Source organism: Actinobacillus arthritidis, from assembly GCF_029774155.1.
GTDB classification, from domain to species: domain Bacteria; phylum Pseudomonadota; class Gammaproteobacteria; order Enterobacterales; family Pasteurellaceae; genus Actinobacillus; species Actinobacillus arthritidis.
The window spans coordinates 1,594,811-1,607,202 of sequence record NZ_CP103833.1; the positions used below are offsets into that span (position 1 = coordinate 1,594,811).

Consider the following 12,392-nt stretch of genomic DNA (forward strand, 5'->3'; position numbering starts at 1 on the left):
TCAAATTTACAACTTTTTTTGCAAATTTGACCGCTTGATCCTAATCGATATTTTGTAATTCTTGTTCGGAAAGCTGTTCTTTACCGCTTTCTTCCGCAACTTTACCGTCACTCACTTTAAATTCGAGGTTTTGGAAATATGCCTCACGGAAAGTGATGTATGGATCTGAAGATTGCTGTAATAATGCATCTTGATCTAATAATTTTGAGCGGCTATCTACACCTTGTACGGCAAATTTCGCTACTGTCCAAGGCATCGTAAGCATAGATAATACCGGATAAGCTGAATCCGCCGCTTTACCGACCGCTTGACGAGGTGTGGTTGCGCCATAACCCGGCACCATAATATAAGTACCTGCCGGCACATTATAACTGCCTAGCGTATGACCAAACTCACGATTACCGTTATCCAGTTTGAGATCCGGCGTTTGGCTCGCCCAGTCAATTAACCCGCCTAAACCGAAAATCGAGTTAATCCAAAAACGGTTGAAGTGGATCATTGCCTTTTTACCTTCTCCTTCTAACAGACGGTTAACAAAACTTGCCGGCTCATCGAGGTTATTCGCCACATTGGTTAAACCGGTTCTAATCGGACTTGGCACATAATCACGCCAACCTTTTGCAACCGGTTTGAGTGCATAGGTATCAATATAATCGTAGTTGATTGTCCACATCGCACGGTTAAAGCCTTCCAACGGATCTTTACGCTCACCGGTGGCTTGGTCAATTGCTGAGGAGCAAGCAGTTAACATGATCACGCCTGCAACTAAACCTAATTGTTTTAATTTCATAGCTAAATTGCCTTAATTAGAAAAATAATTGTTATATTCTAACCAACTCATTACAAAACACCAAGTAAACCAGCGTAAAATTAGAGATAGAAATCTAGACGTCTAGATTGCGAGAAAATCAAGTTTTGATTACAATAATCACAATTTTAGCTAAAACAGGATTTTTAACATGGCAGATTGGAATGGCGAATATATTAGCCCTTATGCCGAACACGGTAAAAAAAGTGAGCAAGTAAAAAAGATCACGGTTTCGATCCCAATTAAAGTATTAGAAATTTTAACTAACGAACGTACGCGTCGTCAGATCAAAAACTTACGTCACGCAACTAACAGCGAATTATTATGCGAAGCCTTTTTACACGCATTTACCGGACAGCCATTGCCAACGGATGACGATTTAATGAAAGATCGCAGTGATGAAATCCCTGAAGAAGCCAAAGTTAAAATGCGTGAATTAGGCATCGATCCGGATCAGTGGCAATATTAAGCGATCCTCATTAGGGATTTTGTAGGATTTATCTGAATAAATAATATAAATTTACAAACAATCTATCGCTATTTTGCTTTCATTCTTGATTTCTGTTTAATTTATCGGTAAAATCGCAACTCTTTTTTATGGTCCTCGTTTGGCAAAGATTTAATTCCAGCCAACATATTTAAATATTTAGGTAGATAGCAATGAAACGTACATTTCAACCTTCTGTATTAAAACGTGCTCGTACTCACGGTTTCCGTGCTCGTATGGCTACTAAAAACGGTCGTCAAGTTTTAGCACGTCGTCGTGCTAAAGGTCGTAAATCTTTATCTGCATAATTTGCAGTTAAAGCAAAGCCTTATCACATCAGTGAAAAAGCTAACCTTTTCTCGGGAGCTACGCTTGTTAGCTCCCACTCAATTTAAAGCTGTGTTCGAACAACCGCTTCGAGCTAGCACTCCCGAACTTACTATTCTCGCTCGCCATAATCATCTTGATATTCCTCGTCTTGGTTTAACTGTCGCTAAAAAACATTTAAAGCGTGCTCACGATCGTAATCGTATTAAACGTATTGTGCGTGAAAGTTTTCGTTTAAAGCAAGATGAATTACCAAGTGCAGATTTTGTGTTTGTGGCAAAAGGTGGCATTGGTAAGCTCGATAATGCCACACTTTTTGCGATGTTGGAGAAGCTATGGGCTCGTCACATCCGTCTAGCGAAAAAACCACAAGCGTAGTAACACCCTCTGTTGCCGCCAAATTGCTTTTGTTACCAATCTATTTTTATCGTTATTGTATTAGTCCATTAATTGGTCCTCGTTGTCGTTTTTATCCGACTTGTTCAACTTATGCGGTCGAGGCAATAAAGCGGCATGGTGCAGTAAAAGGCGGCTGGCTAGCGACTAAACGTATCGCACGCGCCACCCTTGGAATGAAGGTGGTGAAGATCCGGTTCCGCCTTGTTGCAGTCATCATACAAATAGGCACAGGAAGTAAAAGATAAACAAAAGGCGACCAAGCGGTCGCCTTTTTCAAGTTTTTTACCATTATGCGTAGTACATTTCAAATTCTACCGGGTGCGGTGTCATATTTAAACGTTCTACTTCTTTACGGCGGATGTTGATGTAGGCTTCAACAAATTCTTTAGTGAACACGCCGCCTTGAGTTAAGAATTCGTAGTCAGCCGCAAGTGAATCTAATGCTTCTTCTAATGAACTTGCTACTGCCGGGATTTCTTTAAGCTCTTCCGGTGGTAAGTCATAAAGGTTTTTATCCATTGCATCGCCCGGGTGAATTTTATTAATAACACCGTCTAAGCCTGCCATTAATAATGCCGCGAAACAGAGGTATGGGTTTGCTAATGGATCCGGGAAGCGGGCTTCAACACGCGTTGCTTTCGGGCTGGTTACCGCTGGAATACGGATTGATGCCGAGCGGTTGCTTGCCGAATAAGCTAACAATACCGGAGCTTCAAAGCCCGGTACTAAACGTTTGTATGAGTTTGTACTTGGGTTGGTAAACGCATTTAATGCTTTAGCGTGTTTAATGATACCGCCGATGTAATAAAGTGCCGTTTCAGATAAACCGGCATATTTATCACCCATAAAGACGTTTTTACCATCTTTGCTTAATGACATATTACAGTGCATACCTGAGCCGTTATCACCTGCAAACGGTTTTGGCATAAAGCAAGCGGTTTTGCCGTGTTCTAATGCAACATTTTGCACGACATATTTATAGATTTGTGTTTCGTCCGCTTTTAAAGTTAGGCTGTTAAATTTCGTCGCAATTTCATTTTGACCTGCTGTCGCCACTTCGTGGTGGTGTGCTTCAACCACTAAGCCCATTTCTTCTAAAATTAAACACATTTCCGAGCGAATATCATGTGCTGAATCAATTGGTGCAACGGCACAGTAACCGCCTTTTTTAAGTGGACGATAGCCTGTGTTACCGTCTTCATATTTACGATTTGTGTTCCAAGCCGCTTCAATATCATCAATTTTGTACGATACATTGTTCATACCAACGTTATAACGTACATCATCAAATAAGAAGAATTCCGGTTCCGGACCAAACATTACGCTATCAGCAATACCGGTTGATTTTAGGTAATTTTCTGCACGAATAGCAATTGAACGTGGATCACGGTCATAAGATTGCATTGTGTTTGGGTCGTAGATGCTACAGCGGATGGTCAGAGTAGGGATTCGAGCGAAAGGGTCAACAACAGCGGTTTCAGCGATTGGCATTAAAAGCATATCGGCTTTATTGATGGCTTTCCAACCTTCAACAGACGAACCGTCGAACATTTTACCTTCTTCAAATAAGTCTTCTAAATCGTCACCGATTAAACTTACTGGGAGTGAAACACCGTGTTCTTTACCTTTGATATCGGTAAATTTTAACATTACGAATTTGATATCGTTATCTTTAATTAAATCAAATACTCTTTTTACAGACATTGTGGGACTTCCTTCAAGCGGGTTAATTTTCACAGGAATTTGCGAAAGAAGAAAGATACAAGAATTTGAGAAAATTTTAAATAGACAAATGCAATATTTTACAAAAAAATTTTGATTCGAAAGATATTTGTTTTGAAAAAGGCAAACATCGAAAGTTAAACGTTTGCGTCGAAATAAATAACTCAATAATTCAGAAATAAACGATTTCCATTAATACGAAAGCTATAAAATAAAATGAGCTAGGTTTTACCTAGCCATTTTAACAAAAATCAATTAATAACCTTTCGATTTAAAGTCCGGTAAAAATGCGTTGGAATTTAACCGCTTTACTTCTGTTTCGATATGCCCATCATCAAATAAATTTAATTCTCGCCAGCCTTGCGGAAGCATATCTAAGGTAAATTCATCACAATCGGGTTTAAATTGAATACAAGTGGAAGGTGTGGCAAATACACGGTAATTTTTCCAGAGTGCGTCCACTTCTTGATGGATATGTCCGTGCAGAATCGCTTTTACATTAGGGTAATGTTGTAGCACTTCCGCCAGCTGTTCACTGTTATTCAAACAATGTTGATCAAGCCATGCAGAATGAGTAGATAAAATATTATGATGAAGAACAACCAGCGTATAACGATCCGGATATTCGGCAAGTTTTTTATCTAACCAAGATAATTGACCAAATGAAAGGTGTCCGCTCGCGACACTCGCCACTTGACTATTCAGCATAATAATTTGCCATTTCTCACCGGCTAAAATATGTTTTGCCGGAGAAATATGCGGATACTTTGCTAAATATAATCCCATATGCGGTTGTAAATCATGATTTCCTTCTAGCCAAAAAATCGGCTTTGCCAACGGTTTAACCATTTCAGCGAAACGGTGATAAGCCTCAGGGTTATGATCTTGGATCAGATCACCAGTTGCCAATACCAGATCGTAATCAAATTCACTTTGTTGGATTTGATCAAGCACCGCTTGAAAACTATCCGTGGTATTTACGCCGAGTAATTCATCCTTTTCAGAAGAGAAAAGATGTGGATCTGTAATTTGTAAAACTCGCACTACCGGTTCTTTTTTACCTAATGAATAAAAGCTACCCATACTATGCCCCTTCGCTTTATATTATTGTTGTTATTCCCTCGTAATTGGGCAACTTTATACTACTTTCTTTAAGTTTATCAGCTAGTTAAGTTTAAAAATGAGCGTTATACCTCATTTTTCACAAAAATTTACATTTTTTGCGTATTTATCAACAAATTCGCCCTCTCTTGAGGGCGACAACTTTAGTCTGTTAAATAGACTAATACTTACTTTTGGTATTTTTGATAATTCAACTGTAACCACTGTAAACCGACTACCGCAATTACATTGTCAATTTTGCCTTCACATACCCATTGATACGCCTGTTCACGGCTTACTACGTGCACCAAAATATCCTCACCCTCTTCTTCTAAACCGTGTACTGCACCTGATTGAACGGTAGAGCTATCAACTAACCCTAAAAATAGATGCAAACGCTCTAATTGTCCACCTGGGCTGTCCCAAATGCTGAGTGCGTGTTCCACCTTTTCAACATATAAACCGGCTTCTTCTTTTGCTTCTCGGATAGCCACTTCCGCTGGATCTTCATTACCTTTATCAATCATACCGGCAACGAGTTCCAGTAACCAAGGTGATTTATCCGAATGAGGATCATAAGCACCGATACGTACTTGCTCAACTAATACAACGCTATCACGCACCGGATCATAGGCAATCAGTGCAGACGCTGCTCCTTTAATTAATAACTCACGTACGATTTCACCGCTCATTTCGCCACAGAATAACTTATGACGAAAATACATTTTTTTCAGTTCAAAATGCCCTTTATAGACAGTTTCTTCTTTTACTATGTGTAAATCGTTTTGTGAGAATTGAAGAATCTCAGCCATATAAATTCCTTAGCTTTTACGTAAGCGGTCTGTATGAACAATAAATAATGCAATAATCATCACTAAAATAGAGAGTGCAAACAAGAGTGTGTGCATTGCATTAGAATGATCGACAATGATTAAACGTACCATCGCAGTAATCCCGATATACAGAAAATAACGCAACGGAAAGTGATAATTATATTTAAAATACTGTACGATCAGGGCTAAAAAATTCAAAATAGAGAAAGAAAATCACGATTTTTTCAACGATTTGGAATTTTTCGCTGTGGTTTGCCAATAATTCGTATAAAGAATAGGCTTCCGAAAAGAGTGAGTAAGATAATAATAAGCCGGCAACTAATAATGAAATATTGAGTATCCATTGGAAACATTCGGAAATAACTTTTCCAAATCGCGAGTGTTGTTCTTCTAAGGTAAGTCTAGGCATTTTTATTCCTTGGGTTAACTTGATAAATAAGCGGTTCAAAATCAGCAATTTTTTGTAATTTCCCGTCTTTCCATTGATGAAGAGTGGCAAGAGAGTCACATAAATCCTGATAAAAATAACATAAATAAAATGGTAACTGATGAAAAAAATGTAATGTCCCTATCGGACAATATGCCGAATAAACTACACGCTGTTTAGGGAAATGCTGTACTTCGGATAATTTCACAATCCCCACCCCTTGCGATTTTAATACGGCTTCATGTAAGCACCAGCTCAAATAAAATCGGTCGGCTAATTCAGTAAAAGGCGTATCGTTCTGTTCGAGTAGTCCTACGATTTCTTCCCGGTTTGCATAATGACGTAATAAATCGGCATAACGTCTGACTTTTTGTGGATGTTCAATATCAATCCCCACTTGTAATTTATGTTTATGATAGCAAAAGATGATCGCAATCCAATCCCCCGAATGACTGATATTAAAATCAATTTGTTCATTTGATACAAAAGGTCTGCCACTGTGGGTACGCTGAATATTCGCTAATAGTACTGGCGGCAATTGGTATTTTTCAAACAGTTTTGCCAATAAAAATTGAGCCGTTCTACGACTTTTCCAACGTTTTAATTGGCGTTCGGAAAGCCCTGCCGGCGGTAAAAAAGGATGCGGTAGCGGCTCATCACAATGTGCAAATACTACTTCAATAATAGGGAATGAATCTGGCATAAATGGGGTCTTACAAGCGGTTAAATTTAATCGAAATTTTGTAAAAAATTAGCGATATTCTACCGCTTTATCGCAAGGGTTAAAACGCCTGCCGCAACGAGTGCAATGCCAATCCAATCTTGACCGCTTGGTCTTTCGCCTAAAAAAATTACGGCAAATAGAGTAACCAAAACAATACTGAATTTATCAATCGGGGCAACTTGTGAGGCATTTCCGATTTGTAACGCTTTGAAATAAGCCAGCCATGAACCGCCGGTTGCGAGTCCGGATAAGATTAAAAATGTCCAGTTTTTACCTGTCAGAGAACCAAACGGTTGCCATTTACCGCTATAAGTTAAAAATGCGGCAAGGGCGATCAGAATCACCACGGTTCGGATAAAGGTAGCAAAATCCGAATCAATGCCCTGTAAGCCGACTTTGGCAAAAATTGCGGTCAACGAAGCAAATAAGGCTGAAGCTAATGCCCAATATAGCCACTCATTTGACATAAACTACTCCCAAATGATTATAAAAAAAGCAAACAAACCTAATAAATAGCCAAATTTCACAAAATATATACTGATTTGGCTTTTGTATTTGGTTAAAAAAATGTTAATGTCGGTATTAAGTATAGTCATTATACGATAAAGATAAGTATCTTACAGAGGGGATTTTTATGATCAAACAGATTCAGAAATTTCTGAAGCTAGAAGCGACAAGTGGGATTTTACTACTTATATCCGCCCTGCTTGCAATGATATTTGCTAATACTGACCTCAACCAACTGTATTTTAGTTTTTTACAGATGGACGTGGTAGTCAAAGTCGGTACATTCAGCATCGATAAACCGTTATTAATGTGGGTTAATGACGGCTTTATGGCGGTATTTTTTATTTTGGTTGGTTTGGAAGTCAAGCGTGAATTATTTGAAGGCTCTTTGTCCAGCCCTCAGAAAGCAATTTTTCCAGCCGTTGCCGCACTTGGCGGTATGGTTGTGCCCGCACTCGTTTATTGGTTTATTAACCAAAATAATCCGGAATACCAACAAGGTTGGGCAATTCCGATGGCAACTGATATTGCATTTGCCTTAGGGATTGTGGCTTTACTCAGTAAACAAGTGCCATCGGCGTTAAAAGTGTTTCTACTTGCGTTAGCAATTATTGATGACTTGGGTGCAATTGTCGTGATTGCCTTATTCTTCTCGCACGAAATGAGTATGCAAGCACTAACCATTGCTAGTATTGCAATTGTTATTTTAGTGGCAATGAACCGCTATAAAGTTATTGGGTTAATCAACTATGCGATTATCGGTACGATTTTATGGGCATCGGTACTGAAATCAGGAGTACACGCTACACTTGCTGGTGTAATTATCGGTTTCTGTATTCCGTTACGCGGTAAAAATGGCGAAACACCGCTTTATCATCTTGAACATATCTTAGCACCTTGGTGTTCGTTTGCGATTCTACCGCTCTTTGCCTTCTCAAATGCCGGCGTATCGCTTGATGGAATGAGTTTAGATAAATTGGCTTCGCCATTACCACTCGGTGTGGCATTAGGTTTAATTATCGGTAAACCGGTTGGCGTGTTCTTATTTAGCTACTTATCCGTATTATTTGGGTTGGCAAAATTACCGGAAGGGATTAACTTCAAACAGATTTTTGCGATTGCGGTACTCTGTGGCATCGGTTTTACCATGTCGATGTTTATCGCCGGACTTGCTTTTGGCGAACATAATCCTAATGAGAGCTTATTACCACTTTCACGCTTAGGTATTTTAATGGGAACTTTCGTGTCAGCTGTTGTTGGTTATATTTTACTTAAAATAACCACTAAAAAAGTCTAATTAGACTTTACTCTCCTGCAATAAAAAACGGTCGGTTTTAGAGGGAAACCGACCGTTTTTATTTAAATTATCAGATGATTATTTCTGTTCAATCGCAATACTTTTGTTATCTGCAAGATGTAAATTCATTTGATTATATGGAATCTCAATACCTGCTTTATCAAACTCAAGTTTTACCGTTTCGGTAATGCCCCAGTATGCCGCCCAGTAATCTGCTGTTTTTACCCAAGGACGCACCACAAGTTGTACGCTATTTGCCGATAAAGCACCGACTGCCACCACAAATTCCGGATCTTTTAAAACTAACGCATCATTCTCTAAAATACGCGTCACAATATCCTTCGCCTCTTTTAAGTTTGATTCATAGGCAATATCAAACGTAAAATCAATACGGCGAGTTTCATTATCCGAATAATTCACTATGCTATCCGAGAATACTTTACCATTTGGAATTAATACGGTTTTATTATCGCCGGTACGCAGTTCTAATACTAATAAGCCCATTTGCTCAACTGTACCAGTCATTCCGCCGGTTTCGATTAAATCGCCTTTACGGAACGGTTTGAAGATTAATAACATCACGCCTGCCGCAAAGTTTTGTAATGAGTTTTGCAGTGATAGACCAATTGCTAAACCTGCCGCACCGATTAATGCCACTAATGAACTGGTGTTAATGCCTAATTGTGAAAGTGATGCAATCACTACAATTAATAACAATAAGAAATAGCTGATTGAGCTAACAAAGCTTTGTAACATTTCGTCTTTAGTTGAAGCTAAAGCCGCTTTGCCTAATAACTTACTGATTAAACGAGCGAAGAATTTACCGACAATAAAAATAACAACGGCTAATAATACCTTTGTTCCGTATGGGATAACCCAATCGTTTAATAAAGTTTGCATATCCATAGTGCTTACTTTATCAATCACTTTCGTTGTTTCAGTAACAACATCAATATGTTGTGCTGTTTCAGCGGTTTTTTCTGCTGACATTTGATTTTCCTTTATGTTAGCGTCCTTCAATAAGTTGAAGGACAGAGAAATTGAAGGTGCGCATTTTGCATAAAATGCGTACTAATGACAATCGAAATTATGATTAGTGCAGGCTATTTGTAAAATTTTCGATAAATCTGACCGCTTGCCTGCCTTGCTAGGGGCGATTATGTTAAAATTAGCGCAAATTTTTTATGAAGAAGTAGAACAATGACCACAGAAAAAGTAATCAGTGCCAGCGTACAATTTTTCACAATTAGTGACGATGAAGCCGGACAACGTTTAGATAATTTCTTGCTCGCCAAATTGAAAGGCGTGCCGAAAAGTTTAATTTATCGCATTGTGCGTAAAGGCGAAGTGCGTGTGAATAAAGGCAGAATCAAACCGGAATACAAACTACAAGAGAACGATGTTGTACGTGTGCCGCCGGTGCGTGTCGCTGAGAAAAACGAAGCACCAATTTCCACTAAATTGAATAAAGTTGCCGAGTTAGAACAGCAAATTTTGTATGAAGACGAGGTGATGTTAGTGATTAACAAGCCGTCCGGAATTGCGGTTCACGGTGGGAGCGGATTGAGCTTCGGCGTGATTGAAGCATTGCGTGCATTACGCCCACAAGCAAGATTTTTAGAACTGGTTCATCGTATCGACCGTGATACGTCCGGCATTCTGCTCGTGGCGAAAAAGCGTTCCGCATTACGTAATTTACATGAGCAACTGCGTGAAAAAGTGGTACAAAAGGATTATCTCGCTTTAGTGCGTGGACAATGGCAATCGCACGTTAAAGTGATTAGAGCGCCATTGTTGAAAAATGAATTAGCAAGCGGTGAGCGTATTGTTAAAGTAAGCGAAGAAGGCAAACCGTCCGAAACCCGCTTTGCGATTGAAGAACGCTATGCCAATGCAACTTTAGTTAAGGCCTCACCGGTAACCGGTCGTACTCACCAAATTCGTGTACATACTCAATATGCCGGACATCCGATTGCTTTAGACGATAAATACGGCGAAGCGGAATTCGACAGTAAAATGAAAGCGGTCGGTTTACACCGTTTATTTTTACACGCCTATTCAATCCGTTTCGAACACCCGAAAACCGGCGAAGAAATGCTGATTACCGCCCCATTGGATAAAACCCTAAAAGGTGTATTGGCGAAGTTGAGAACAGAAAAATAGCTAAGAACAGGAGGCTTTGATGAGTTTAAGTGTCGAGCATCTGCAACATACTGCAGACACTTTGGAACAAGCTATTTTACGTTTAACGGAAACGGATCCTAAAGAGACCGTGTTATATGATTTATTTCGTAATGCGACTATTAAGAGCTTTGAACTTTCTTTAGAAACGACAGGGAAATTACTTAGAAAAGTACTGAAATTGTATAGTGGTAGTCCACGAGAAATAGATCGTCTGGTATTCAATGACTTATTTCGCTATGCCAATAAACACGGTTTACTTGACGAAGTCGCGACTGAACGTTGGTTAACTTACCGAGCAAATCGTAATATTACCGCCCACGATTATGGGGTGGTTTTTGCCGAAGAAACATTAACAATGTTGCCCCACTATTTAGTTGATTTACGTACATTAGCCGGTGTAATGAAAGAGGTTTTTGATGCGTCAGCCGATTGAAAAATTAGCAGTTAAGCCAAAACATCTATCCGTTATTTTGCAAATTTTGGCGGAAAATGCACCGCTTGCAGAGGTGTGGGCTTATGGCAGTCGTGTAAATGGTAATGGACACGAGGGAAGTGATTTGGATCTTGTGGTAAAAGGCGAGGCTGATCTTGTTCAGTTACAAGTCGCATTCCAAAATAGCCTGTTACCAATGTTAGTAGATATTCATCAATGGGAACGATTACCTATTCGTTTTCATACCAACATACAAGCCAATTATGTTGTGTTACAAGAGAAGAAATAATGCAAATTCATTTCAAAAATTATCAAAAAAAAGACCGATTGTTAGATTTAACTCAGCCGAAAATCATGGGGATTTTAAACTTCACGCCCGATTCTTTTTCCGATTCAGGTAAATTTTTCACCTTAGATAAAGCGTTATTTCAAGTGGAAAGAATGTTGAGCGAAGGGGCGGATATTATTGATATCGGCGGTGAATCAACCCGACCTAATGCGGAACTTGTGACATTGGAACAAGAGTTAGAACGTGTTGTACCCTTGGTTGAAGCTGTACGTAAACGTTTCGATTGTTTGATTTCCATTGACAGCTCAAAAGCGGAAGTGTTTAAACAGTCCGCAGAAGCGGGAGCCGATATTCTGAATGATATTCGAGCTTTAACCGAACCGAATGCGTTAGATACTGCGGTTGACTTAGGTTTGCCGGTTTGTTTAATGCATATGCAAGGTAATCCGCAAAATATGCAACAAAATCCTGAATATGATGATGTATTGGAAGAAGTGGCGGATTTTCTCAATCAACGCATTTTTGAATGTATCACGGCAGGGATTCCAAAAGAACATATTATCCTCGATCCCGGTTTTGGCTTCGGAAAAAGTGTACAGCATAACTTTACACTACTTAAACATTTAAAAGCCTTTTCGGATGCTGGTTTTCCAGTGCTTGCCGGTTTATCTCGTAAATCAATGCTCGGTGCAGTCACCGGTAAACCGGTTGAGCAACGCGTGACAGCTTCAGTCGTCGGTGCATTGATTGCTGTACAAAATGGAGCGAAAATTATTCGGGTACACGATGTTGCAGAAACCGCTGATATGTTAAAAGTTTGGCGGGCAACTGTTGAAGCATAAAAATAAGGAAAT

General features: G+C 39.4%; 15 protein-coding genes and 2 pseudogenes. 9 read left to right on the forward strand and 8 right to left on the reverse strand.

Translation table 11 applies throughout. The features are described 5' to 3' along the window. Nucleotides 1-40: 40 nt before the first annotated feature. Nucleotides 41-790 carry an MlaA family lipoprotein gene (locus NYR89_RS07425; RefSeq protein ID WP_279445324.1) on the reverse strand — a complete coding sequence of 250 codons (750 nt, stop codon included), beginning with the start codon at nucleotides 788-790 and terminating at the stop codon, nucleotides 41-43. Nucleotides 791-959: 169 nt separating this feature from the next. Here NYR89_RS07425 and metJ point away from each other — a divergent pair, with 169 nt between their 5' ends. The 4 genes and pseudogenes from metJ (at nucleotide 960) to yidD (ending at nucleotide 2,259) form a co-directional block, all read left to right on the forward strand. Then, the gene (gene metJ, locus NYR89_RS07430; protein ID WP_279445325.1) at nucleotides 960-1,277 is read left to right on the forward strand and encodes a met regulon transcriptional regulator MetJ; all 318 of its coding nucleotides are present in this window, start codon (nucleotides 960-962) and stop codon (nucleotides 1,275-1,277) included. 191 nt (nucleotides 1,278-1,468) lie between these two features. Next, on the forward strand, nucleotides 1,469-1,603 hold the full coding sequence (gene rpmH, locus NYR89_RS07435) for a 50S ribosomal protein L34 (protein WP_005599701.1): 135 nt from the start codon (nucleotides 1,469-1,471) through the stop codon (nucleotides 1,601-1,603). Between the two features lie 91 nt (nucleotides 1,604-1,694). Further along, nucleotides 1,695-2,000 (forward strand): ribonuclease P protein component, encoded by a 306-nt coding sequence (rnpA, locus tag NYR89_RS07440; protein ID WP_279446662.1) that lies wholly within the window; start codon nucleotides 1,695-1,697, stop codon nucleotides 1,998-2,000. After that, a pseudogene (gene yidD / locus NYR89_RS07445) lies at nucleotides 1,958-2,259 on the forward strand (membrane protein insertion efficiency factor YidD). Before rnpA ends, yidD begins: the two are co-directional and overlap by 43 nt. A gap of 50 nt (nucleotides 2,260-2,309) precedes the next feature. Here the strand turns inward: yidD and glnA are convergent. From glnA to NYR89_RS07475, 6 genes and pseudogenes are all read right to left on the reverse strand, one after another. Next, on the reverse strand, nucleotides 2,310-3,725 hold the full coding sequence (gene glnA, locus NYR89_RS07450) for a type I glutamate--ammonia ligase (protein WP_279445326.1): 1,416 nt from the start codon (nucleotides 3,723-3,725) through the stop codon (nucleotides 2,310-2,312). 273 nt (nucleotides 3,726-3,998) lie between these two features. Beyond that, nucleotides 3,999-4,826 carry a 3',5'-cyclic-AMP phosphodiesterase gene (cpdA, locus tag NYR89_RS07455; protein WP_279445327.1) on the reverse strand — a complete coding sequence of 276 codons (828 nt, stop codon included), beginning with the start codon at nucleotides 4,824-4,826 and terminating at the stop codon, nucleotides 3,999-4,001. 206 nt (nucleotides 4,827-5,032) lie between these two features. Then, the gene (gene nudF, locus NYR89_RS07460; RefSeq protein WP_279445328.1) at nucleotides 5,033-5,656 is read right to left on the reverse strand and encodes an ADP-ribose diphosphatase; all 624 of its coding nucleotides are present in this window, start codon (nucleotides 5,654-5,656) and stop codon (nucleotides 5,033-5,035) included. 9 nt (nucleotides 5,657-5,665) lie between these two features. After that, nucleotides 5,666-6,086, reverse strand: a pseudogene (psiE, locus tag NYR89_RS07465) (phosphate-starvation-inducible protein PsiE). Next, the gene (locus tag NYR89_RS07470) at nucleotides 6,079-6,807 is read right to left on the reverse strand and encodes a 4'-phosphopantetheinyl transferase family protein (protein ID WP_279445329.1); all 729 of its coding nucleotides are present in this window, start codon (nucleotides 6,805-6,807) and stop codon (nucleotides 6,079-6,081) included. The pseudogene psiE and the gene NYR89_RS07470 overlap by 8 nt, the downstream one beginning before the upstream one ends. Nucleotides 6,808-6,866: 59 nt before the next feature. Further along, nucleotides 6,867-7,295 carry an EamA family transporter gene (locus NYR89_RS07475; protein ID WP_279445330.1) on the reverse strand — a complete coding sequence of 143 codons (429 nt, stop codon included), beginning with the start codon at nucleotides 7,293-7,295 and terminating at the stop codon, nucleotides 6,867-6,869. Between the two features lie 167 nt (nucleotides 7,296-7,462). On the opposite strand from NYR89_RS07475, the gene nhaA reads away from it, so the two are divergent. Continuing rightward, complete coding sequence (gene nhaA / locus NYR89_RS07480; RefSeq protein WP_279445331.1) at nucleotides 7,463-8,632, forward strand: Na+/H+ antiporter NhaA; 1,170 nt, start codon at nucleotides 7,463-7,465, stop codon at nucleotides 8,630-8,632. Nucleotides 8,633-8,710: 78 nt separating this feature from the next. Here the strand turns inward: nhaA and NYR89_RS07485 are convergent, their stop codons facing one another. Then, nucleotides 8,711-9,622 (reverse strand): mechanosensitive ion channel family protein, encoded by a 912-nt coding sequence (locus tag NYR89_RS07485; RefSeq protein ID WP_279445332.1) that lies wholly within the window; start codon nucleotides 9,620-9,622, stop codon nucleotides 8,711-8,713. Between the two features lie 210 nt (nucleotides 9,623-9,832). Here NYR89_RS07485 and rluC point away from each other — a divergent pair, with 210 nt between their 5' ends. From rluC to folP, 4 genes are read left to right on the forward strand one after another with little or no spacing between them, the layout of a single operon-like run. After that, on the forward strand, nucleotides 9,833-10,795 hold the full coding sequence (gene rluC / locus NYR89_RS07490; protein WP_039198047.1) for a 23S rRNA pseudouridine(955/2504/2580) synthase RluC: 963 nt from the start codon (nucleotides 9,833-9,835) through the stop codon (nucleotides 10,793-10,795). Between the two features lie 19 nt (nucleotides 10,796-10,814). Continuing rightward, nucleotides 10,815-11,249: a nucleotidyltransferase substrate binding protein gene (locus NYR89_RS07495; RefSeq protein WP_279445333.1), complete on the forward strand. Its 435-nt coding sequence runs from the start codon at nucleotides 10,815-10,817 to the stop codon at nucleotides 11,247-11,249. Then, on the forward strand, nucleotides 11,233-11,538 hold the full coding sequence (locus tag NYR89_RS07500) for a nucleotidyltransferase family protein (protein ID WP_279445334.1): 306 nt from the start codon (nucleotides 11,233-11,235) through the stop codon (nucleotides 11,536-11,538). Before NYR89_RS07495 ends, NYR89_RS07500 begins: the two co-directional genes overlap by 17 nt. Next, on the forward strand, nucleotides 11,538-12,380 hold the full coding sequence (gene folP, locus NYR89_RS07505) for a dihydropteroate synthase (protein WP_279445335.1): 843 nt from the start codon (nucleotides 11,538-11,540) through the stop codon (nucleotides 12,378-12,380). The genes NYR89_RS07500 and folP overlap by 1 nt, the downstream gene beginning before the upstream one ends. Nucleotides 12,381-12,392: the final 12 nt, after the last annotated feature.

Coding starts and splice junctions, on each gene's coding strand:
- NYR89_RS07425 (WP_279445324.1), bottom strand. CDS start 790: ATGAAATTAAAACAATTAGGTTTAGTTGCAGGCGTGATCATGTTAACT.
- metJ (WP_279445325.1), top strand. CDS start 960: ATGGCAGATTGGAATGGCGAATATATTAGCCCTTATGCCGAACACGGT.
- rpmH (WP_005599701.1), top strand. CDS start 1,469: ATGAAACGTACATTTCAACCTTCTGTATTAAAACGTGCTCGTACTCAC.
- glnA (WP_279445326.1), bottom strand. CDS start 3,725: ATGTCTGTAAAAAGAGTATTTGATTTAATTAAAGATAACGATATCAAA.
- cpdA (WP_279445327.1), bottom strand. CDS start 4,826: ATGGGTAGCTTTTATTCATTAGGTAAAAAAGAACCGGTAGTGCGAGTT.
- nudF (WP_279445328.1), bottom strand. CDS start 5,656: ATGGCTGAGATTCTTCAATTCTCACAAAACGATTTACACATAGTAAAA.
- NYR89_RS07470 (WP_279445329.1), bottom strand. CDS start 6,807: ATGCCAGATTCATTCCCTATTATTGAAGTAGTATTTGCACATTGTGAT.
- NYR89_RS07475 (WP_279445330.1), bottom strand. CDS start 7,295: ATGTCAAATGAGTGGCTATATTGGGCATTAGCTTCAGCCTTATTTGCT.
- nhaA (WP_279445331.1), top strand. CDS start 7,463: ATGATCAAACAGATTCAGAAATTTCTGAAGCTAGAAGCGACAAGTGGG.
- NYR89_RS07485 (WP_279445332.1), bottom strand. CDS start 9,622: ATGTCAGCAGAAAAAACCGCTGAAACAGCACAACATATTGATGTTGTT.
- rluC (WP_039198047.1), top strand. CDS start 9,833: ATGACCACAGAAAAAGTAATCAGTGCCAGCGTACAATTTTTCACAATT.
- NYR89_RS07495 (WP_279445333.1), top strand. CDS start 10,815: ATGAGTTTAAGTGTCGAGCATCTGCAACATACTGCAGACACTTTGGAA.
- NYR89_RS07500 (WP_279445334.1), top strand. CDS start 11,233: ATGCGTCAGCCGATTGAAAAATTAGCAGTTAAGCCAAAACATCTATCC.
- folP (WP_279445335.1), top strand. CDS start 11,538: ATGCAAATTCATTTCAAAAATTATCAAAAAAAAGACCGATTGTTAGAT.